Raw genomic sequence first — 19,943 nt, 5'->3', positions numbered from 1 at the left:
CATCAACGAAACTTCAGAATGTCCTCGGCGGCCGGCTGCGGCGTATAGGCGGCCGTCAAGGAGGGCTCCTCGTCGCCGGGCTCCGGCGCGGCCATCGGTTTGGGAGGCGTTTTGATCCGAGCCACTTCCGCCTTCATCGCGGCGCTGGCGCCGGCTTGCAGCAATTCGCCGCGTAGCTTGGCCAGCGCGGTTTCCGCCGCTTGGCTGTCCGCGGCGCTCAGGCGCAACTCGCTCTGAGCTTTCAACAACTGGCTTTTCGCCTCGGACAGCTCCCGCTCCAATTCGCCGACGCGGGCCTCGGCCTTGTCCATGCGCTCGCGGAACGCTTCCGCCTGCGGCTGCGCCACCGCCAGGTCTTGCGCCTGCTGCGCGGTCAAGGCCAAGGAAGCCGACAGCTGACGGCGCGTGGCGTCCAGCTCGGCTGCCTGACGTTCGAAGGCGTCGGCAAGCTCGGCGCGCAGATGGTCCAGTTCGGCCCGCTCCCGCTCCCAGGCCGCCTGGGCGGCGCTCAAGCTGTCGTTGGCCAGCGCCTTGGCTTGCGTCCAGATCGCTTCCAACGCGGCCAGCCCCGCCTGGCTGACGCCTTCCGGCACCTCCCCGTCCAAGGCCGCCGCCGTCGCCGGCTGCACTCGCCGCCAGTCTTTGAGCACCACGCTGGCGGAGTCCATGCCCACGCCCGCCAGTTGGCGGACCTGGTCCACGGCGGGGTGCCGCTTGCGACCGGACTTCTCGTATAGTTCCGTAGCCGCCGCGATAATGCGCTCCCGTGTCTCCGCCGATATCTTGCCCGCCTGGTTCATAAAGCCGCGTCCTCGCCCATCTTTCCAACTGCGTTGCCGGTACGCCTGGCGGATGCCAGGCGTCAGAAATACGCCGAAACCCACAGGGTTCGGCAGCAAGGCAAATTCCAGCAGAACCGCCGGCAAGCGGACATAGGATTTTTCCTAAAAAAATAGGCGATTCCTCGTCCCCGCCCCGCCTGACAATGAAAAAGCCCGGCCTAAGCCGGGCTGGTCGTCGCGGAACATCCGCGTCACTGCGCGATGTCGTTGATGTATTCGAACAGGGTCACCACTTTTTGCACACCGGAAGTCTCGCTGACCACCTTCGCCGCCGCCGCGCCTTCGGCCTGGGTCACCATGCCCAGCATGTAGACCACGCCGCGCTCGGTCACTACCTTGACGTTGTTGGGGTTGTAGCCTTTGCCGTCCAGCAGCCGGGTGCGCGCCTTGCTGGTCACCCAGGTATCGCTGCTGCGCTCGGAAAAGCCGGACGACGGCGCCACTACCGTGTAGTTGAACACACGACGCACATTGGGGATGCCGCGCGCGGTCAGTTCCGCTTGCTGGCGCGCCTGCTCGCTGGGCACTTCGCCGGTCAGCAACACCGCGCGGTTGAAGCTGGTGGTGTTGACGTGGGCGGACGGCAACAGTTTGCCGATCTGGTCGGCGGCTTTCAGTTCGATGCCCTGATCGTCCACATAGGCGCCGCTAGTGCGACGGTCGGTGGCCACCAGCGCGCCGCCGGCGGCGCCCGCCGCCACTACGCCGAAACAACCGCTCAAGGCGCTGCTGAAACCAGCAGCCAGCAATACCGCGAATACGCGACGCTTCATCACTCACCTCCCAACAACATGTAATCAATGGTGTCGCACAAGGCGTGGACCACCAGGGTGTGCACTTCTTGAATCCGGCAACGGCGCAACGCCGGCACAATCAACTGAATGTCTTCCGGCGACAGGATCTCGGCCACCTTGCCGCCATCCATGCCGGTCAAGGCGATCACGCTCATGCCGCGCTCGTGCGCCGCGTAGATGGCCTCGATCACATTGGCGGAATTGCCGGACGCCGAAATCGCCAGCAGCAAATCATTGGTATGTCCCAGCGCGCGCACTTGCTTGGAAAACACCATGTCGAAATCGTAATCGTTGCCGATAGCGGTCAAGGCGGAACTGTCCGTGGCCAGCGAAATCGCCGCCAATCCCGGCCGCTCCTTCTCGAAGCGCCCCACCATTTCCGCGGCGAAGTTTTGCGCGTCCGCCGCGGAACCGCCATTGCCGCAGGCCAGAATCTTGCCTTCGTTCATCAGACAAGCCACCATCTGTTCCGCCGCCGCGGCTATCGCCGGCGACAACAGCTCCATCGCCTCTTGCTTGACGGCGATGCTTTCCAGGAAATGCCCGCTGACGCGGTCAATCAAATCCATGGGACATCCTTATCTTTTAGGGCCTATCGGCCCATAGCACTACATGAAAATATTCTGCAGCCATTGCGGCTCCGCCTCGCCCACGGTCAACACCGCGTCAAAACGGCATGGCGCGTCTATTCCCTTTTGGGACAGATAGACCTCGGCGGCCAGCATGAGTTTCCTTTGCTTGGCCGCGCCTATGCTGGCGGCCGCGCCGCCAAAGGCCGCGCTGGCGCGATGACGCACTTCGATGAACACCCAGTAGCGCCCATCGCGCATGATCAGATCGATTTCGCCGCCGCGACAGGACCAGTTGCGCTCCACCAGCGTCAGGCCCCGTTTCAGCAGCCAGGCCAGCGCCCTATCCTCGGCAAGCCGGCCCTGAAGATTCACTACGGTTGCTCCACGCTTAGCACCGCCATCGGCAACTGACGCTCGAACAGACGGTCGCGCCCCAGCCTCAGGTCGCCGGTGACGCCGTCCAGCCTCAGCCCCGCCGGCTGCCTGGCGCCCGCCAGCAGCACCGCCAGCCGCCAGGCGTCCACGCCCAGGGCATACAAACGCTCAGTCTGCATCGTCAACGCCGTCGCCGGCCGCGGATAGCGTTTCACCGCCGGGTGCTCCGGCATCAGGAACCAGGGCATGTCTATCACCCTCACTCCGGCCAACGCCGCCACGCTGCCGCGGCCGTTGAGCTGTGAGGTGCCGTACACCGGCAGTTCCGGCGCCAGCGCGGCCTTGACGATGCCGGCCTCCTGGGCGTCCAGCGCCATGAACACCGCGTCCGCGCCGGCCGCCGCCTGCAGTATCGCCGGCAGACTGTCCTGCTTGGCTTCCAAGGTCATGGGCGACTTGCCGCGGCTCAAAGCTCTCCACTCGTCGATGAAAGCCTGGCGCAACCGCTGGGACAGGTTGTCCGCGCCGAACAGCAGCAAGGGGTTGGCCCTGCCGTCCGCATACATCAGACGCGCTACTTGGCGCGCCTCGCCTTCGACGATCAGCGACAAGGAGAACAGTTTGGGGTTGGCCGGCACTTCACGGCCTATCGAGTTCAAGGCCAGCGTGGGCACCGACACCAGCGGCGCCACCGCGGCGATGGCGCCGCGCGACAGCGGGCCTATCACCACATTGACCCCGCCAGCCAGCGCCTGATGGTAGCTGGCCACCGCGGTGTCCTCGGACGCGTCTATGGGCACCAGCTCGGCGTTCTGATCCACGCTCGCCGCCGCCTCCACTCCGCTGCGCACCACCGCAGCGGCTTCGCCCAAAGTGGCTGAGCCGGTGGGCAGCAGCAGGCCGACGCGCAGGCGGCCGTTGACCGGCTGCGGTTTCGTCGCCGTCGCGCTGGCATCGCGCGGCGCGACCTTCGGAACAAGCGGCTTCGGCGCCGGCTGGCCCAGCAACTTGAGCGGCGCGGTGTTGCTTTGGATGATATAGTCCGGGGTTTGCGCCATTGTCGGCGTCAACCAAGTCATCAAGACGCCAACCAACAGCGGAGTCAGTCTTTGCATACTTCGTTCGCTCATCTGCTTGAATCAGCCAGGGAAAGTTTCTGTCGCGGCACATTATATGTGGTGGCCACGCCCATTGGAAATCTGGCGGACATCAGCGCCCGCGCCTTGGCGGCTTTCAGCGCCGCCGACGTGGTCTGCGCCGAGGACACGCGCGTCACCGGACAACTGCTGTCCGCCTACGGCATCCACGCTAAACGCCTGGTCAGCCTGCGCGAGCACAATGAGCGCGGCATGGCCGAACAAGTGGTGCGCTGGCTGTCCGAAGACCAAATCGTGGCGCAGGTGTCGGATGCCGGCACGCCGGCGGTGTCGGACCCCGGCGCGCGGCTGGCGGAAGCGGTGCGCGCCGCCGGCTTGCCAGTGCGGCCGGTGCCCGGCTCCAGCGCGGTGATCGCCGCCTTGTCCGCCAGCGGGTTGACCGCGCCGTCCTTCCTGTTTCACGGTTTCTTGCCGCCCAAGAGCGGCGAGCGCCGCAAAACGCTGCGCCAATGGCAGTCCGCGCCGCATCTGACCGTGTGCTATGAAGCGCCTCACCGCATCGTCGACGCCCTGCGAGACATCGTGGCGGAGCTGGGCGCGGAACGCCGCGTGCTGCTGGCGCGCGAGCTGACCAAAACCTTCGAGACCTTCCGCAATCTCCCCGCCCAGGAAATGTTGGAGTGGGTGGAATCCGATTCCAACCAGCAGCGCGGCGAGATTGTATTGATCCTGGACGCAGCCCCGGCGCGCGACGAAACCGATGACGCCGTGCCGGAAGAAACCGTGCGCGTGCTCAAGCTGCTGGCGGCGGAATTGCCCACCAAACAGGCCGCCTCCCTGGCTGCGCAGATCTGCGACGGCAACCGCAAACAGCTCTACGACCTTGCGCTCAAACTGAAGCAGGATTGAGCCGTCGCCCAGCGCCTGGGAAAAAAGGATTTACAAAGCGATTTGCTATCGCTATCATTCGTGTTCTCGGAATGCCGAAGACGCCCGGATGGCGAAATTGGTAGACGCAGGGGATTCAAAATCCCCCGCCGCAAGGTGTGTCGGTTCGAGTCCGACTCTGGGCACCAGCGATTTGGCAAGCCGAAACCCCAAAAACCCCGCACAGCGCAAGCTATGCGGGTTTTTTTGTTGTCTTCTCTACTTAGCGCGGACTGAGGCGAGACAAGACGAAACCCGCTGAGCAAGCGGAATGCGCCGATCGCGCATGAGCATTTCCAATGCGGGTTTCAACACCACACAGCCAACATGTGGCGGATCGTCAACAGCTTCTTACTCGGGCAGCCGCACCGCCGACAATTTCCAGCCGAACCAGCCATCGCGCTTGAAAATCAAGCCCAAGGACTGTTCGGATTTCTCCTTCTGTTTCACCGTCACCACGAAGCGGTCAATGTCTTCATAGCCCATGGCCGTATCCACGCCGGCGCGCCGATCTTCCGATGCGCCGCCGCCGGTCGCCGGCTCATCGGCGCCGCCTTGCGGCAAACCCGGCTTGGGCTTGATCCCCCGCATCATCAAGGCCAGGCTTTCCGGCGTCACCATGGCGTCCACCACCGGGGCAATCACCGCGTCGGCAATGGCCGCGCCCATCGCCGCCAAAGGATTCTTGTCCTTGGACTGGTTCAACTCCAGCACCGACTTGGGCGCAACCGCCTCTTTCAGACTATTGCGCAAGGCGGGGTAGTCCACATAGCCGGACAACTTGGCCGCGTCGCGCGCGTCCAGCGCCTGCTGCATCCCGCGCACCGTCAGATACGGCGTCGCGTAGAACCACGCCCCCAAGGCCAACACCGCCGCGCCCAGCGCCAGCTTCACTTTGATGCTCATGCTTATCCCCCTGAATCGAGCGGCCGCGTCCATACGGCTCATAAAGTCTACAGACCGCCGGCCGGCGCGCAGATTCCCGCCGGCCACGGCAAAAAACGCGCGGCCGGTTTCCCTGAGCCTGTTCAAAGCCACGCGAGCAAGAGCGAGACTAGACGAAAACGAGCGAAAAAGCGGTGTGTACACGTGGTACATGAGCATTTTGAGCTTGTACTCACCGTGCAACCCTCCACGAAGCGCAGCAGGCTTTGAGCAGGCTCTCAGAAGCGCGCCTCCATCCCCATCCGTATGGTCCGCCCCGGGATCGGCATGCTGATCACGGAGCCGGGATCCACCGCATAGCGGTTGGTCAGGTTATCCACATTGAAATTCACGTTGACTTGCTTGTTCAGGCGGTACTCGATGAACAGGTCCACCAAGCGTTCGGACGCCAGTTCCAACACCGGTTGCGCGCCAGTGCCCTTGAGCCAGTCCGCCGGATTGGTCTTGCCCGAATGGTAACGCCAGCGTCCGCCCACGGTCAGATCGCCGTTCAACAAATGCTTGCCGGCGGAAATCACGTACACGCTCTTGGGCGGGATGCGGGTCGGGATCAGACTCCAGGCGAAGCCGTTCGGATTGCACACCGCGGCGTCGCGCCGGGTCGCCTGGTTCACCGAACACACTTCCGGCTCCAGGTAGCGAGTGGCGGCGGCTTCCACGAAGAAGGACGGGCTATGGTAGTCCAAGCCGAATTCATAGCCGCGCAGTTCCACCTTGTCGTAGTTGAGGAAGGTCAGATTGCCCTGCCACGACGGCATGCCCGGCGTCCTGTCCAACCAGGCGCTGGAAATATAGTCCGCTACCTTGTTGTCGAAATAGGCGGCCTTGAAGCCGATGCGCTCCTGATCGCGGAACACGTTCTGGAAACTCGCCTTAAGGCCCAGTTCCAGGTTCAGCGAACGCTCCGGCCGCAAGGGGTTGTAAGGGTTGTAGCTGAAGACCTCGGACGAGGTGGTTGTTTCGTACAGGCTGGGGGTGCGGTAGGCGCGGCCGCCTTTGGCGTAAACATCCAGCCACTTGGCCAGATGAACGTCCACCTGGCCAGTCAGGTCCAGCTTGGGCGCGTAATCCGCTTCCAGATTGGTCGAATAGTCGCGCGTGGTCGAACCATGCAGATTCGTGCCCAGAGAGAAGCTGGCCCAGCGATAGGACAGGACGGCGTTGGCGAACAGGCTGCGCTCATTGCGCACCCCGTTGCGCGACGCTTCCAGCGTCCTCGGCTGCTCGGTGTAGCGGCTGGTGGGCTGGGTGCGCTCCTGCTGGAAGGCCAGGCCGTAGCTCAGGCTCAAGGGCAGGACATCCAGTTCTGATCGGTTGAGCACATTGAAACCGTGACGCTTGTTGTTGTAGGCATGCATGTACTGATCGCCGTAGGAGGCGCCGGGGCGGCCGGCCCATAGGCCGTTGTGCTGATCCAGATCCGCCTCGGTGGCCCACAGGCCCAAGTTCAGGTCGATCAGCTTGTTGTCGCTGGGCGTATAGCTGTAGTTGGCGCTATAGGCATGCACCACGGCGCTGCCCAGCGCCCATTGCGGCATCGACTCCACGCCTGGCGGCAGCTCTTGGAAATTCTTATCGTTGGAATTCTTGTACCAGTAAGCGGCCAGCAGTTCGCCGGCTTGCTGACGGTGGCGGCGGAAGATCAACTTCAAGCGCTGCGCGTCGTCCAGCGCGAAGCCCAGCTTGGCCAACAGAGAGTCGCTCTCGTAACTGGTGTTCACCACTTCCTGACCGCGCGACACCACCGCTTCCGGGTAGCCCTCATAGCCATGGACGCCGGCGAAGTAATTGCCGGTGCGCCGCTTGCTGTAAGCCAGCAGAGCGTCGAGGCCAGGCTGCCGATAAGCCAACGCCAGCGTGGCCGAACCGTTGTTGAACACTCGCGGGCTGAGGCCGTTGTTCAATTGGTAATACACTTGGTCGCGCTCGTCTCCAGGCACTGCGGGCATCTTGTTATTGTTGTACAGGCTGCCTTTCAACAGTACGCCGAAATCCTTGCCCGGACGCAGTACGTCCTCGACGCCCAAGGTACGCATCTGCACCAGGCCGCCAATCGCGCCGCTGGAGAAGGCGCCGTTGCTGGCCCCCTCCTCCACGCTGACCTTGCTGATCAAGTCGGAATCGATATAGGTACGGTCGCTGGTGCCCTGGTAGCCGCGGGCGGTATGGGTGGATTGCAGGCTGCCGTCTATCAATACCGGCACCCGGCCTTCGCCCTGCAGGCCGCGGATGCCCAGGTCGATGGCGCCGGCTTCGTTGCGGATATTGTTGACCTGCACGCTGGGCAGGGCGGAAAAGATGTCGGCGTTGCCCGTGCCGCGCGCGCGGCGCAATTGCGCCGCATCCAGCTCCTCGCCATGCAAAAGCGCGCGTTTGCGCTCGGCGCTAACGTGAACGGTTTCCAGTTGCGGCGCGGGCTCGGCGGCCAGCAGGGTTTGCGGGTAAGCCGCCGACAGCAATAGGCAGGCGGAAAGACTCCGGTATTTCATGATATGGGTGGGGTACTTGGGATAGGAGCGCCGAAGTTAATGCTAATGATTATCATTAACAACGTGATTATTCACAATCCATCCCAAGCGCCCCCCATACTCGCCGCGGAATGACCTCCGCCGCTACTTGCCGTCCAACGGCACCTCCCAGCGCCGATCCTTGAGCGTGCGCATCACGATGTAGGAACAGATGTCGCGCATGCCGGGAATGCGGTTCAGCCGCTCCACGATGAAACCGCTAAAGGCCGCCAGATTGCGACAACGGACGTGCAGTACATAGTTGCTGGGACCGGCGACGATGTAAGCGGCGGCGATTTCCTCGAACTGCTGGATGCGGTTCATGAAATCTTCGTGCCAATCCTCGCGCGCCCGGTCCAAGGTCACGTGCACGATGGCCTCCAGCTCGTAGCCGAGCAGGGCCGGGTCCAACTGCGCGTGATAACCGCGTATCAGGCCCTGGCTCTCCAGCGTGCGCACTCGCCGCAGGCAGGCGGACGGAGACAGGGCTACCTGATCGGCCAGGTCCTGATTGCTGAGCCTAGCGTTGTGCTGCAATGCGGAAAGAATCCGGCAATCTATCGCATCAAGCTGCATTTGCAATTTCCCATCGTTATCTATCCGTTTCGCTGCAGTTCCTGCGAAAAGCATGCCATCAGCAAGAGCAACTTGCAATTTCTGGCGGAGGCCTTGGTGATAGCATGATTCCAAGCTTTTCGCCTCTCTGGAGCCGCTCCATGTTGCTTGACATCAGCCCCCCGCTGCGCGCCGGCCTGCCGGTCTGGCCCGGCGACACCGCTTTCGACGCCAGCCCGGCCTGGCAGCTGGACGCCCACTGTCCGGTCAACGTGGCGCGACTGACCCTGTCTCCGCACAGCGGCGCGCACGCCGATGCGCCGGCCCACTTCCAGGCCGCCGGCCAAGGCATCGGCCAAGTCGCGCTGGACGCCTACTTGGGGCCCTGCAGGGTGATTCACTGCCTGTCTCCCGGCCCTCTGATCCGGCTGGAGCAGATCCAGTCCCGGCTCGCCATCCAAACCGGGCCGCTGCCGCCGCGCCTCTTGATCCGCAGCTACGCGCGCTACCCGCTGGAGTCCTGGGACGCGGACTTCCCCGGCGTGGAGGCCGCCGCCATAGATTGGCTGGGCGGCCAGGGCGTGCGCCTGATCGGCGTCGATACCGCCTCGCTGGACCCGATGGACAGCAAAACCATGGACGCCCATCACGCCACCGCGCGCCAACGCATGGCCATCCTGGAACAATTGCTGTTGGACCACGCGCCGGAGGGCGATTACGAGCTGATCGCGCTGCCGCTGAAGTTGATGAACCTGGACGCCAGCCCGGTACGCGCCGTGCTGCGGCCCTTGTCCGTTTCCACCCCTCTCGTGTAGGACCCGCCATGAAACACACTCGCGAAGCTTGTCTCATCGCCGATCAGCAAGACCCGCTGGCCGGCTTCCGCCAACGGTTCGACCTTCCGGCCAACACCATCTACCTGGACGGCAACTCGCTGGGCGTGCTCCCCAAGGGCGCGCTGGAGCGCAGCCAGCAGGTGATCACCCGCGAATGGGGTCATGATCTGATTCGCAGCTGGAATACCGCCGGCTGGTTCGAAATGCCGACGCGCTTGGGCGACAAACTGGCGCCGCTACTGGGCGCCGGCCCCGGCGAAACCGTGATCACAGACACCACCTCGCTCAACCTGTTCAAGGCGCTGGCGGCGGCCTTGCGCATCCAGCGGCAAGCCCACCCGGAACGCAAGGTGATCCTGTCCGAGCGCGACAACTTCCCCACCGATCTCTACATGATCCAGGGCATGATCGAATTCCTGCAGCAGGGCTATGAACTGCGACTGATCGACGAGGCGCTGCCGCTGGAACAGGCGCTGGACGACAAGGTGGCGGTGCTGCTGCTGTCCCACGTCAATTACCGCACCGGCTATCTCTACGATATGGCCGCGGTGACCCGCAGCGCTCATCAACACGGCGCGCTGGCGATCTGGGACCTGGCCCACGCGGCCGGCGCCTTGCAAGTTGACCTGAAGGGCGCGGACACCGACTTCGCCGTGGGCTGCACTTACAAATACCTGAACGGCGGCCCGGGCTCGCCGGCCTTCATCTGGGTGGCCCCGCGCCATCAAAACGCTTTCTGGCAGCCCTTGTCCGGCTGGTGGGGCCATGCCAAACCCTTCGAGATGGCCGCCGACTACGCGCCGGCCCAGGGCATCCGCCGCTTCCTGTGCGGCACCCAGCCCATCGTGTCGCTGGCGTTGCTGGAGTGCGGCCTGGACGTGGCGCGAGAGGTGGACAGCCAGCAGCTGCGCGCCAAGTCCCTGGCCCTGACCGATCTGTTCATCGAGTTGGTGGAACAACGTTGCGGCGGGCATCCGCTGACCCTGATCACCCCTCGCGAGCACGCGCGCCGCGGCAGCCACGTCAGCTTCCGCCACCCGCAGGGCTTCGCGGTGATGCAGGCGCTGATCGCCAACGGCGTCATTGGCGACTACCGCGAGCCGGAAGTGCTGCGCTTCGGCGTCACCCCGCTTTACCTGAGCTATGCCGACATCTGGGACGCGGTGGAAATTCTGCGCGAGATCCTGGACAGCGGCAGTTGGGACCGCCCGGAGTTTCATCGCCGCGGCGAGGTAACCTGAACCCGGCACGGCGCGACGTCCCAAACCGTCGCGCCTCCCTAGAGCCGCCGCCCGCGATCTCACGCGGCCGGCGGCTCAACAGCGCAAGGGACGTTAGATCCCGCAAATAGCGCCATCTACAGAGGAGAAACATCATGAGCAGCTTCCAGGACATCAAAGACAGAGAACAAGGCTTGCAACGCCGGCTCACCGCCGGACAGATGAGCATGATCGCCATCGGCGGCGCCATCGGCACCGGCCTGTTCCTCGGCAGCAAGTTCGCCATCGGCTTCGCCGGACCCAGCGTGGTGCTCAGCTACGCCATCGGAGGCCTGATTACCTTGTTGCTGATGGGCTGTCTGGCGGAGATGACGGTGGCGCACGCCACCTCCGGCTCCTTCGGCGCCTACGCCGAGCACTACGTCAGCCCCTTGGCTGGTTTCCTGGTGCGCTACAGCTACTGGGCCTGCGTGGTGCTGGCGGTGGGAACCGAAATCACCGCCGTGGCCGAATACATGCGCTACTGGTTTCCAGACACCCCGCCCTGGATCTGGATTCTGCTGTTCTCCAGCGCGCTGATCGGCGTCAACGCCGCCAGCGTCAAGGCCTTCGGCACCGTGGAGTACTGGTTCTCCTCCATCAAGATCTTCGCCATCCTCGCCTTCATCCTGATGGGCTGCTACGTGGTGTGGGGCAGCGGTAACCCGGCTTACGGCGCGCACAACTTCAGCGCCGACGGCGGCTTTTTCCCCAACGGTGTCTGGGGGATGTGGGTGGCGGTGGTCATTTCCATCTTCAGCTATCTGAGCGTGGAAATGATCGCGGTGGCCGCTGGCGAGGCCGAAAATCCGGAGCAGGCGGTGCGCCAGGCTTTCCGCGCCACTATCGCGCGGCTCGTGGTGTTCTACCTGCTGTCGCTGAGCCTGATCATCGCCATCGTGCCCTGGGGCCGCATCGGCTCCGGCAACAGCCCCTTCGTCACCGTGATGCAGGTGCTTAATATTCCCTACGCAGCCGGCATCCTCAACTTCGTGGTGGTGGTGGCCGCTCTGTCGGCGATGAACAGCCAGCTCTACATCACCACCCGCATGATGTTCAGCCTGTCGCGCGCCGGCGACGCGCCTGTAGGGCTGGGCAAACTGAACCCGCGCGGCATTCCGGTCAACGCGCTTCTGCTGTCCACCAGCGGCATCGCGCTGGCGGCGGTGCTGTACGTGCTGTTTCCGCAACAGGCGTTCACGCTGATGATTTCCTTGTCGATGTTCGGCGCCATGTTCACCTGGCTGATGATCTTCTACACGCATCTTCGCTTCCGCCGTCATCACGATCAGGCCGGCGGGCTGGATCTGCCATTCAAGATGCGCCTGTTTCCCTACAGCACGCTGACCGGGCTGGTGCTGATGCTGGCGATCATGGTCACCACCGTCTTTACCGAGGTCTTCCGGCTGACCCTGGTCTTCGGCCTGCCCTTCCTGCTGTTGCTGGTCGTCCTCTATCACAAAGTGCGCAGGCCGCGGCTGACGCCCGCGGCGCAAACGAATTAAGCCCAGTTGTGCAATCGCCAGGCCGGGCCCGCCCGGCCTGAGCCTGTTCAAAGGATTCCGCGCATGAGCGGAACAAGGCGAAAACAGCCGGAAAAGCGGAATGTACCCGTGGTATATGAGCATTTCGAAACCCTTTGCAATACCGTACCGCCGCAGCGCGTCAGACTTTGAACAGGTTCTGACACCGCTATCGGATTCGGCATAGAATGTTCGACTCGATACCCAATCCGGATAGCCCGCCTCCGCCATGTCACGCCCGTCCGATCTCGCCCCCGGCGCCAGCCTGCCCGCGCTGCTGCGCGGCTTCGTCCTCCGCCATTGGCCCTACTACCTGCGCGCGGCGTTGATGCTGGCCGCCGTGGCGGTGCTCACCGTGCTGATTCCGCGCCAGATCGGCCAAATCGTCGACCTGCTGGCCAAGGGCGAGCTTGGCGGCTCGCAGCTGCTGCGCGAGTTGGGCTGGCTGCTGCTGTTCGGCGTGGTGATCTATTTGCTGCGCGCCGGCTGGCGACTGCAATTGTTCGCCGCCGCCTACCAGTTGGGCGTGGAGTTGCGCACCCGGCTGTATCAGCGGCTAAGCCGCCAGGGACCGGGCTTCTACCATCACCAACGCACCGGCGACCTGATGGCGCGCGCCACCAACGACATCGACGCGGTGGAAATGGCTGCCGGGGAAGCCATGCTGGCGGGCTTCGACGGCAGCCTGACCTTGGTAATGGTGCTGGCGATGATGACCTTGGGCATAGACTGGCGGCTGGCCGCCGCCGCGCTGCTGCCCTTCCCGCTCATGGCCTTCGCCTTCTGGTGCATCACCCGCCGCGTGCACCAGGCTTGGGCCGGCTCGCTGCAAAGCTTCAGCAGGCTCAACGACCACGTTCAAGAGACGCTGAGCGGAGTGCGCACGCTGCGCACCCTGGGCCTGGAGGAACGCAGCAGCCGCGAACTGGCCGGCCTGGCCGCTTCCGCGGCCGACAACAGCCTGGAGGCTCAACGTTGGGAGGCGGCGTTCGAACCGGTGGTGGGGCTGACCCTGAGCACCGCGGCGGCGGCCACGCTAGGCGTGGGCGGCTATCTGGTCTGGCAACAACAACTGACCATAGGCGCGCTGACCAGCTTCAGCATGTATCTGGGCCAGTTGATCTGGCCGATGTTCGCCGCCGGCTGGGTGTTGTCGCTGCTGGAGCGCGGCCGCGCCGGCTGGAACCGGCTGGAGCCCGTGCTGAGCGCGCCCGAGTCCGTGGACGACAGCGGCTCCAACACGACGGAACCGGCTGGCGAACTACGCTGGCACAATCTGGACTTCACTTACCCGGGACAGGCGACGCCGGCGCTGCGCGCGATCGAATTGCGCCTGAGCCGTGGCCAGACCCTGGGCATCGTCGGCCCTACCGGCAGCGGAAAATCCACGCTGTTGCGCCTGCTGCTGCGCCAATATCCGCTGCCGGCCGGCAGCATCAGTTGGAACGGCGTGCCACTGGAGGAATACAAGATGGACGCCTTGCGCGCGGCGATTAGCTGGGTGCCGCAGGAATCCTTCCTGTTCTCCGCCTCGGTGGCCGACAATATCGCGCTGACGCGCCCGGACGCCTCCGAGCGCGACATCGAACGCGTAGCGCGGCTGGCGGCGGTCCACGACGATATCCTGCGTCTGGCTCAGGGCTACGCCACTCCGGTGGGCGAAAAAGGCGTGGCCTTGTCCGGCGGCCAGCGCCAGCGCCTGGCCATCGCCCGCGCGCTGCTGGCCGACGCGCCGCTGCTGCTGCTGGACGACGCCTTGTCCGCGGTGGACACCCAGACTGAAACCCAGATCCTGCACCATCTGCGCGAAGCACGCCGCGGCCGCAGCGTGATCATCGCCAGCCACCGGCTATCGGCGGTGGCCGACGCCGACCACATCATCGTGCTGCAGCACGGCGGCATTGCCGAAGCCGGCAGCCACGAGGCGCTGCTGCAACTGAACGGCTGGTACGCCAGCCAGTGGCGCTACCAACAACTGGAGGCCAGCCTGGATGAAATCTGATCAATCCGCGATCAATCGGCGCCGGGCGGTGGCCCTGCTGCGCCAATCCGCCGCTCCGGAAAACCGCCATGTGCTGTGGGGCACGCTGTGGCTGATCGCCGCCGCGCTGATGGAAGCGCTGTCGCCGCTGCTGGGCAAGGTATTCATCGACCGCTACCTTCTGCCGCGCGCGCCGCAGTGGCTGGAAATGGGCCTGCTGCTGCTCGCCTGTCTGATGGCCGGCTACGCCGCCTCCAGCCTGCGCTATCTGCAGCTGGTGCGCCTGTCCGGCGTGGCGATGCGCTCGGTGCAAAGACTGCGCGAGCAGGTTTACCGCCATGTGATCCGGCTGCCGATGGCTTTTTTCGACAAAGCGATCACCGGCCAACTGGTCAGCCGCGTCACCAACGACACCGAGTCGGTGAAGGCGTTGTACGTGCAGGTGCTGTTCGTGATGCTGGACAGCAGCATCGTGGTGATCGGCGTGATGGCGGCGATGACCTGGCTGGATTGGCGGCTGATGCTGCTGGCGGCGATGCTGCTGCCGGCGATGCTGGCCATCGTCTGGCTGTATCAGCGCTGGAGCGCGCCGTCGGTGACGCGAGCCCGCGCGCTGCGCAGCGACATCAACGCTCAGATGGCGGAATCCATCTCCGGCATGAGCGTGCTGCAAGCCTCCAACGCCACCGGCCGCTTCGCCGAGCGTTTCGATCAGGCCAACCACAATTATTACCGGGCGCGGATCGCGGAACTGAGCGCCAACGCCTGGCTGCTGCGGCCGGCGCTGGACTTGCTGAAAGTGCTGCTGCTGGCCGGGGTGATCTACAGCTTCAGCCAACGGCCGCTGGGCGCGCTGCAGATAGGCGTGCTCTACGCCTTCATCAGCTATATCGGCCGCATGGTGGACCCGCTGATCCAGATCACCATGCAGTTCAGCCAGCTGCAACAAGCAGTGGTGGCGGCGGCGCGGGTGGACGCGCTGCTGCAGGAGCCGGCCGCAACGGCCGGCCAAGGCGGGGGCCGCATTGGCCGGGGCGCCGTCAGCTTCCGCCAGGTGAGTTTCGGCTACCAGCCCGAACGGCCGGTGCTGCTTGATCTTTCGCTGGAGATTCCGGCCGGCGGCTTCATCGGCATCGTCGGCCACACCGGCAGCGGCAAGTCCACACTGTTGTCGCTGCTGCTGCGCTTCTACGCGCCGCAAAGCGGCGAGATCCTGATAGACGACCAAGCGCTGGCCACTTTCGACGACGCGGCCTTCCGCGATGGCGTCGGCCTGGTGCCGCAGGAGCCCTTCCTGCTGGCCGCCAGCGCGCGCGACAACATCGCCATGGGCCGGCCGCTGTCCCAGCAGCAAATCGAGGACGCCGCGCGCGCCGCCGGGGTGCATGACTTGATCCTGGCCTTGGAACAGGGCTACGACACCGATATGGGCGAGAGCGGCTCGCGGCTGTCCAGCGGACAGAAGCAGTTGATCGCCATCGCCCGCGCGCTGGCGGGCCGGCCGCGCATCCTGCTGCTGGACGAGGCCACCTCGCATATCGACAGCGAAACCGAGCAGCTGGTGCAAAGAGCGCTGGAACGGCTTCGCGGCCAGATCACGCTGATCTCCATCGCCCACCGGCTGTCCACCATACGCGACGCCGACCGCATCATCGTGCTCAACCACGGCCAGATCGCCGAAACCGGAAGCCACGAGGAATTGATGACCGTGGGCGGCATCTACCAACGGCTATACTTGCTGCAGCAATTGCAGCCGGAAGCCGGCTGAACCAGCGACGACTCCGCCATGCACCGTTTTCTCTCCCCGCCCGCGTCCGACGCGCTGATCGACACCCACTGCCATCTGGACGCGCCGGAGCTGGCCCCGATGCTGTCCGCCGTGCTGGAACGCGCGCGCGCCGCCGGCGTGGGCCAGATCCTGGTGCCCGCGGTGCGCGCCGACACCTTCGCCGCCGCCGCCGCCCTGCGCCGCGACCACGGTTGCTGGATAGGCTTCGGCCTGCATCCCATCTACCTGGAACGGCATCTGGACGAGCATCTGGGAGAGCTGGAGCGCGCGCTGCGCGAACAGCGGCCGGAAGCGGTGGGGGAAATCGGTCTGGATTTCTATCTGCCGGAACTGGACCCGGCGCGGCAGGAAGCCTTGTTCGTCGAACAGCTGAAACTGGCGCGCAAATACGCGCTGCCCGTGGTGCTGCATGTGCGCCGCTCGGTGGACCGCGTGCTCAAACATCTGCGCGAGCAGCGCGTCGAGCTAGGCATCGCCCACGCTTTCAACGGCAGCCCGCAACAGGCGGAAGCGATGCTGCGCCAGGGCATGAAGCTGGGCTTCGGCGGCGCGATGACCTACTCCGGCTCGCAGCGCATCCGCCGGCTGGCGGCCACCTTGCCGCTGTCGGGCCTGGTGCTGGAGACCGATGCGCCGGACATCCGACCCGAGTTCGCCCAGGGCCGGCCCAACGAGCCGGCCCATCTGGCCGCCTTCAGCGCCTTGCTGGCCGAACTGCGCGGGCTGCCGGAACCGGAACTGCGCCAGGCCCTGCGCCGCAACAGCCTGGACGCTTTGGGCATCGCCGGCTGAGATAAAGCCTCTTCCCTCAACACTTGTTCAAAGTCTGCTGCGCTTCGGCGATACGGCGTTGAAAACCAGCCCAAAATGCTCATGTACCACGTGCACATTCCGCTTTATTCACTGGTTTTCGCCTTGTCTCCCTCTTGCTCGCGAGACGTTTAACAGGCTCTCAGGTGCGAAAACGCCTGAGATTGGAGTCCAAATCCACCGACAACTGCTGCAACTCCTGCGATAGCCGGCTGGCCTGACCGGAGGCTTTGGCGGTGCTTTCGTTCATCTGCGCCATCTGCTCTACATTGCCCGCCACCAGTTGACTGGCGTGGCTCTGCTCCTTGATCGCGTTGGCGATGTCGGAGATGCGCTCCACCGAATGCTGCGACAGCTGATGAATTTCACGCAACGATTCGGCCACGCTGGAGGTGCTGCTGACGCCGCTCTCGATGCGGGCATTCGCCTGCTGCATGCTCTGGTAAGCACGCTGAGTATCGGTCTGCACGCCCTCGATATGGGTGGATATTTCCGTCGTGGCCTGGCTGGTGCGTTCGGCCAGCTTGCGCACTTCATCGGCCACCACGGCGAAGCCGCGGCCCATCTCGCCGGCTCGCGCCGCCTCGATCGCCGCGTTCAAGGCCAAGAGATTGGTTTGGTCGGCGATGTCGCGGATCACCCGCACAATGTCGCCAATATCGCTGGAGCGCTGATTCAATTGGTCCATCACGGTGGAAGTTTCCGTAATGCCGCTGGCGATCCGCTGAATCTCGCTGGCGGCTTTCTCCGCCAGGCCGTTGCCTCTATCCGCCTGCGCCATGGTCTGGCGCGCCTGATCTTCCACATCACGGGTGTTGTCCGCCACCAGATTGATGCTGACCGACATCTGCTCAATCGCCGCCGCGCCGCTGGCGGCGGACTCCGCCTGATTGGCCGCGGCCCCGGACACCTGGGAACTGACGTCGGCCATTTGTCCGGAAGCGTTGGCCAATTGGGTGGCGTGCCCCTGCGCTTCCTGCACCAAGCGGCGCACGGTGCCGACCAAGGAAGCCAGCGACTCCCCGACACTGCCCAGCTCGTTACGGCCAAAGTCCGGCAGCTTCAAGTTCAGATCGCAGGTTTGCGCCAACTGCTGCGCGGAGTCCCGCATCTGCAGCAAGGGCACGCGGATGGAACAGATGATGTACCAAGACACCACCAGGCTAGCCAGCAGGCCGATTGCCACCGTGGCCAGCAACTGGCTGCGCACCGCGTCCGCGGAGGCGTCGATCTGGCTACGCAGCTGCGCCACTGCGTCGGAACCGCCCTTGGCTAGCTTGGCCGAGACCTCTTCCATCTGGTGAATACTGCTCTTGTACTGGCCAAACGCCTTGTTGGCGTCGCTGGTGCCGGCAAGCTCCTGCTTGTCCACCTTCGCCGCCACTGCCTTGAAACCGTCCGCATAGCTGTTGAGCAGCCCGTCCAGCGCCGTCAGTTGCTGAGTGGCGTCGCCGTTCAGCGGGTGCGTGCCGGCGTTCTTGATCGCCGCATGAGCGCTCTCTATTGTTTTATTCCATTTCTCGCTGTACTCGGCGCGCTTGGCCGCGTCACCCATATTGATGAAATAGTCTTTCTCGAAGCGCCGCAGATTGCCCATGTGCTGCTGCAAACCCACCACGTCGCGGTAAAAGGCCAACTCATGGGTGCTGACATCCTCCACCCGGCTGGAAATACTCCCCAGGCCGATGAAAGCCAGCAAGCTGGTCACCGCCAGCGCCACCAACAACAAGGCGAAACCCAGGGTAATCCGGGCCGCAATCGTCATATTCCGCATTTACACACTCCCCAACCAAACTGTATTTTTTGGATTTCCGCCGATCAAGCCCGCGGTTTCGCCGCGATTGTAAACCAAGCCGTTTGCGGTTTTACTCGCATGACTCCGGCAAGTTTCACAGTCTGCGTCCCGCATGGGCCGCGGGCACAAAAAAAGCCGCCAGCATGAGCTGACGGCTTCCTTTTCGCTGCGCGCGGAGTCTACTGCGGTTGACGCGACAACTTGAAAGTTCTGGCAAAGCCCAATACACAGACGAAGAATAGTCCGCTCAAGAAGATTTCGCCCCATGCAAGTTGCTGCGACAAGCCGCGATCCGCCCAACCGCGCATCACGCCCTCGGTGAAATAGGCCAGGATGAACATGCTGGCCCATTGATAGGTATACAAGCGCCGCCCCAGGATGCCGCGCAGCGGCAGCAGCAGCACCGCCGCCTTAAGCGCCAGCAGCGAGCCGCCCGGACGCAGCGGCGCCAGCCACAGCTCCCAGGCCAGGCACAGCAGAATCAGCGCGATCAGCGACGCCGACGCGCCGTAATGCCAGGCGTTTCGATTCATGAACCATCCTCCAGCAATGGACGCTCCTTCTTGCGGCCCAGGAATACCGCCATCAGAATGCCCGCTTCGTACAGCAACCACAGCGGCACCGCCAGCAGGGTTTGCGACAGCACGTCCGGCGGCGTGACAACGGCGGCCACCACGAAGGCGCCGACGATGACATAAGGCCGGCCCTGACGCAGTTTTTCCACCGACACCACGCCCATGCGCACCAGCAGAATCACCACCACCGGCACCTCGAAGGTGACGCCGAAGGCCATGAACATGCCCAGCACGAAGGACAGGTATTTATCGATGTCGGTCATCATGCTGACCCCAACCGGCGTTACCGCCGACATGAAGCCGAACACCACAGGGAACACCAGGAAATAGGCGAAAGCCATGCCGATAAGGAAGAGCAGCAGGCTGGCCACCACCAAGGGCAGCACCAACCGTTTCTCATGGTGGTAGAGCCCGGGCGCGACAAAGGCCCAGATCTGATACAGGGTATTGGGCAGCGAGATCAGGAAAGCCACCAGCATGGTCACCTTGACCGGTACGAAGAACGGCGCGGTGACATCGGTGGCGATCATGTTCGCCCCCGCAGGCAGCGCGTCCAGCAATGGTTTGGCCAACAGGTGGTAGATATCCCCGGACCAATGGAACAGGCCGAGAAACACCAACGCGATGCCGAGCAGCGCCCGCACCAGACGGGTGCGCAACTCAAGCAGATGCGCGAGCAAGGGTTGTTCATTCATGCGCGGGATTTCCAATGGATTCAGGAACGGCCGAAGCGGGAACCAGCCCCGCCCGGCCGGGTGCGG

The 19,943-nt window shown here is 64.2% G+C and carries 18 protein-coding genes and 1 tRNA gene; 8 read left to right on the top strand and 11 right to left on the bottom strand.

Annotation, left to right across the window (positions count from 1 at the left end):
- Window positions 1–2 precede the first annotated feature (2 nt).
- The 5 genes from ACUXV1_RS03065 to ACUXV1_RS03045 all read right to left on the bottom strand — a co-directional run bounded on the left by ACUXV1_RS03065 (window position 3) and on the right by ACUXV1_RS03045 (window position 3,698).
- Window positions 3–899 carry a DNA-binding protein gene (locus ACUXV1_RS03065; protein WP_446014686.1) on the bottom strand — a complete coding sequence of 299 codons (897 nt, stop codon included), beginning with the start codon at window positions 897–899 and terminating at the stop codon, window positions 3–5.
- 134 nt (window positions 900–1,033) lie between these two features.
- Window positions 1,034–1,615 (bottom strand): BON domain-containing protein, encoded by a 582-nt coding sequence (locus ACUXV1_RS03060; protein ID WP_019102460.1) that lies wholly within the window; start codon window positions 1,613–1,615, stop codon window positions 1,034–1,036.
- Window positions 1,615–2,205 (bottom strand): phosphoheptose isomerase, encoded by a 591-nt coding sequence (locus tag ACUXV1_RS03055; protein ID WP_043640614.1) that lies wholly within the window; start codon window positions 2,203–2,205, stop codon window positions 1,615–1,617. The genes ACUXV1_RS03060 and ACUXV1_RS03055 overlap by 1 nt, the downstream gene beginning before the upstream one ends.
- A gap of 39 nt (window positions 2,206–2,244) precedes the next feature.
- Window positions 2,245–2,580 (bottom strand): YraN family protein, encoded by a 336-nt coding sequence (locus ACUXV1_RS03050; RefSeq protein ID WP_114152420.1) that lies wholly within the window; start codon window positions 2,578–2,580, stop codon window positions 2,245–2,247.
- Window positions 2,580–3,698 (bottom strand): penicillin-binding protein activator, encoded by a 1,119-nt coding sequence (locus ACUXV1_RS03045; protein WP_446014688.1) that lies wholly within the window; start codon window positions 3,696–3,698, stop codon window positions 2,580–2,582. Before ACUXV1_RS03045 ends, ACUXV1_RS03050 begins: the two co-directional genes overlap by 1 nt.
- On the opposite strand from ACUXV1_RS03045, the gene rsmI reads away from it, so the two are divergent.
- Both rsmI and ACUXV1_RS03035 read left to right on the top strand, forming a co-directional pair.
- A complete protein-coding gene (rsmI, locus tag ACUXV1_RS03040) occupies window positions 3,693–4,589 on the top strand; it encodes a 16S rRNA (cytidine(1402)-2'-O)-methyltransferase (RefSeq protein WP_205208302.1) in 897 nt (298 codons plus the stop codon). The two genes, ACUXV1_RS03045 and rsmI, sit on opposite strands and share 6 nt — an antisense overlap.
- Before the next feature lie 82 nt (window positions 4,590–4,671).
- Window positions 4,672–4,756: transfer RNA gene (locus ACUXV1_RS03035), tRNA-Leu, on the top strand.
- Between the two features lie 202 nt (window positions 4,757–4,958).
- Here the strand turns inward: ACUXV1_RS03035 and ACUXV1_RS03030 are convergent.
- The 3 genes from ACUXV1_RS03030 to ACUXV1_RS03020 all read right to left on the bottom strand — a co-directional run bounded on the left by ACUXV1_RS03030 (window position 4,959) and on the right by ACUXV1_RS03020 (window position 8,635).
- Window positions 4,959–5,513, bottom strand: a complete 555-nt coding sequence (locus ACUXV1_RS03030) for a DUF2939 domain-containing protein (protein WP_446014689.1) — start codon at window positions 5,511–5,513, stop codon at window positions 4,959–4,961.
- A gap of 257 nt (window positions 5,514–5,770) precedes the next feature.
- Complete coding sequence (locus ACUXV1_RS03025) at window positions 5,771–8,041, bottom strand: TonB-dependent receptor domain-containing protein (protein WP_446014691.1); 2,271 nt, start codon at window positions 8,039–8,041, stop codon at window positions 5,771–5,773.
- A gap of 123 nt (window positions 8,042–8,164) precedes the next feature.
- Window positions 8,165–8,635, bottom strand: a complete 471-nt coding sequence (locus ACUXV1_RS03020; protein ID WP_043640627.1) for an Lrp/AsnC family transcriptional regulator — start codon at window positions 8,633–8,635, stop codon at window positions 8,165–8,167.
- Between the two features lie 140 nt (window positions 8,636–8,775).
- Here ACUXV1_RS03020 and kynB point away from each other — a divergent pair, with 140 nt between their 5' ends.
- From kynB to ACUXV1_RS02990, 6 genes are all read left to right on the top strand, one after another.
- Window positions 8,776–9,429 (top strand): arylformamidase, encoded by a 654-nt coding sequence (kynB, locus tag ACUXV1_RS03015; protein WP_446014692.1) that lies wholly within the window; start codon window positions 8,776–8,778, stop codon window positions 9,427–9,429.
- 8 nt (window positions 9,430–9,437) lie between these two features.
- Window positions 9,438–10,691 carry a kynureninase gene (kynU, locus tag ACUXV1_RS03010; RefSeq protein WP_446014694.1) on the top strand — a complete coding sequence of 418 codons (1,254 nt, stop codon included), beginning with the start codon at window positions 9,438–9,440 and terminating at the stop codon, window positions 10,689–10,691.
- Between the two features lie 134 nt (window positions 10,692–10,825).
- On the top strand, window positions 10,826–12,214 hold the full coding sequence (locus ACUXV1_RS03005; RefSeq protein WP_043640636.1) for an amino acid permease: 1,389 nt from the start codon (window positions 10,826–10,828) through the stop codon (window positions 12,212–12,214).
- 247 nt (window positions 12,215–12,461) lie between these two features.
- On the top strand, window positions 12,462–14,234 hold the full coding sequence (locus ACUXV1_RS03000) for an ABC transporter transmembrane domain-containing protein (protein WP_446014696.1): 1,773 nt from the start codon (window positions 12,462–12,464) through the stop codon (window positions 14,232–14,234).
- Window positions 14,224–15,981, top strand: a complete 1,758-nt coding sequence (locus ACUXV1_RS02995) for an ABC transporter ATP-binding protein (RefSeq protein ID WP_446014698.1) — start codon at window positions 14,224–14,226, stop codon at window positions 15,979–15,981. The genes ACUXV1_RS03000 and ACUXV1_RS02995 overlap by 11 nt, the downstream gene beginning before the upstream one ends.
- Before the next feature lie 18 nt (window positions 15,982–15,999).
- A complete protein-coding gene (locus ACUXV1_RS02990) occupies window positions 16,000–16,794 on the top strand; it encodes a TatD family hydrolase (protein WP_194427428.1) in 795 nt (264 codons plus the stop codon).
- A 160-nt stretch (window positions 16,795–16,954) separates the two neighbouring features.
- On the opposite strand, the gene ACUXV1_RS02985 is transcribed toward ACUXV1_RS02990, so the two are convergent.
- From ACUXV1_RS02985 to tatC, 3 genes are all read right to left on the bottom strand, one after another.
- Window positions 16,955–18,586, bottom strand: coding sequence for a methyl-accepting chemotaxis protein (locus ACUXV1_RS02985; RefSeq protein WP_446014699.1), 1,632 nt, complete (start codon window positions 18,584–18,586; stop codon window positions 16,955–16,957).
- A 200-nt stretch (window positions 18,587–18,786) separates the two neighbouring features.
- Window positions 18,787–19,140, bottom strand: coding sequence for a DUF2069 domain-containing protein (locus ACUXV1_RS02980; protein ID WP_043640648.1), 354 nt, complete (start codon window positions 19,138–19,140; stop codon window positions 18,787–18,789).
- Window positions 19,137–19,877, bottom strand: a complete 741-nt coding sequence (gene tatC / locus ACUXV1_RS02975) for a twin-arginine translocase subunit TatC (protein ID WP_043589550.1) — start codon at window positions 19,875–19,877, stop codon at window positions 19,137–19,139. Before tatC ends, ACUXV1_RS02980 begins: the two co-directional genes overlap by 4 nt.
- Window positions 19,878–19,943 lie beyond the last annotated feature (66 nt).

It is taken from the genome of Chromobacterium sp. W521 (assembly GCF_052805975.1).
The sequence above is the reverse complement of the archived record's forward strand: the minus strand, read 5'-3'. Positions and strand labels throughout refer to the sequence as shown.

Coding starts and splice junctions, on each gene's coding strand:
- ACUXV1_RS03005 (WP_043640636.1), top strand. CDS start 10,826: ATGAGCAGCTTCCAGGACATCAAAGACAGAGAACAAGGCTTGCAACGC.
- ACUXV1_RS02985 (WP_446014699.1), bottom strand. CDS start 18,586: ATGCGGAATATGACGATTGCGGCCCGGATTACCCTGGGTTTCGCCTTG.
- ACUXV1_RS03020 (WP_043640627.1), bottom strand. CDS start 8,635: ATGCAGCTTGATGCGATAGATTGCCGGATTCTTTCCGCATTGCAGCAC.
- ACUXV1_RS03045 (WP_446014688.1), bottom strand. CDS start 3,698: ATGCAAAGACTGACTCCGCTGTTGGTTGGCGTCTTGATGACTTGGTTG.
- ACUXV1_RS03025 (WP_446014691.1), bottom strand. CDS start 8,041: ATGAAATACCGGAGTCTTTCCGCCTGCCTATTGCTGTCGGCGGCTTAC.
- ACUXV1_RS02995 (WP_446014698.1), top strand. CDS start 14,224: ATGAAATCTGATCAATCCGCGATCAATCGGCGCCGGGCGGTGGCCCTG.
- ACUXV1_RS03060 (WP_019102460.1), bottom strand. CDS start 1,615: ATGAAGCGTCGCGTATTCGCGGTATTGCTGGCTGCTGGTTTCAGCAGC.
- kynB (WP_446014692.1), top strand. CDS start 8,776: ATGTTGCTTGACATCAGCCCCCCGCTGCGCGCCGGCCTGCCGGTCTGG.
- kynU (WP_446014694.1), top strand. CDS start 9,438: ATGAAACACACTCGCGAAGCTTGTCTCATCGCCGATCAGCAAGACCCG.
- tatC (WP_043589550.1), bottom strand. CDS start 19,877: ATGAATGAACAACCCTTGCTCGCGCATCTGCTTGAGTTGCGCACCCGT.
- ACUXV1_RS03000 (WP_446014696.1), top strand. CDS start 12,462: ATGTCACGCCCGTCCGATCTCGCCCCCGGCGCCAGCCTGCCCGCGCTG.
- ACUXV1_RS03055 (WP_043640614.1), bottom strand. CDS start 2,205: ATGGATTTGATTGACCGCGTCAGCGGGCATTTCCTGGAAAGCATCGCC.
- ACUXV1_RS02980 (WP_043640648.1), bottom strand. CDS start 19,140: ATGAATCGAAACGCCTGGCATTACGGCGCGTCGGCGTCGCTGATCGCG.
- ACUXV1_RS02990 (WP_194427428.1), top strand. CDS start 16,000: ATGCACCGTTTTCTCTCCCCGCCCGCGTCCGACGCGCTGATCGACACC.
- ACUXV1_RS03030 (WP_446014689.1), bottom strand. CDS start 5,513: ATGAGCATCAAAGTGAAGCTGGCGCTGGGCGCGGCGGTGTTGGCCTTG.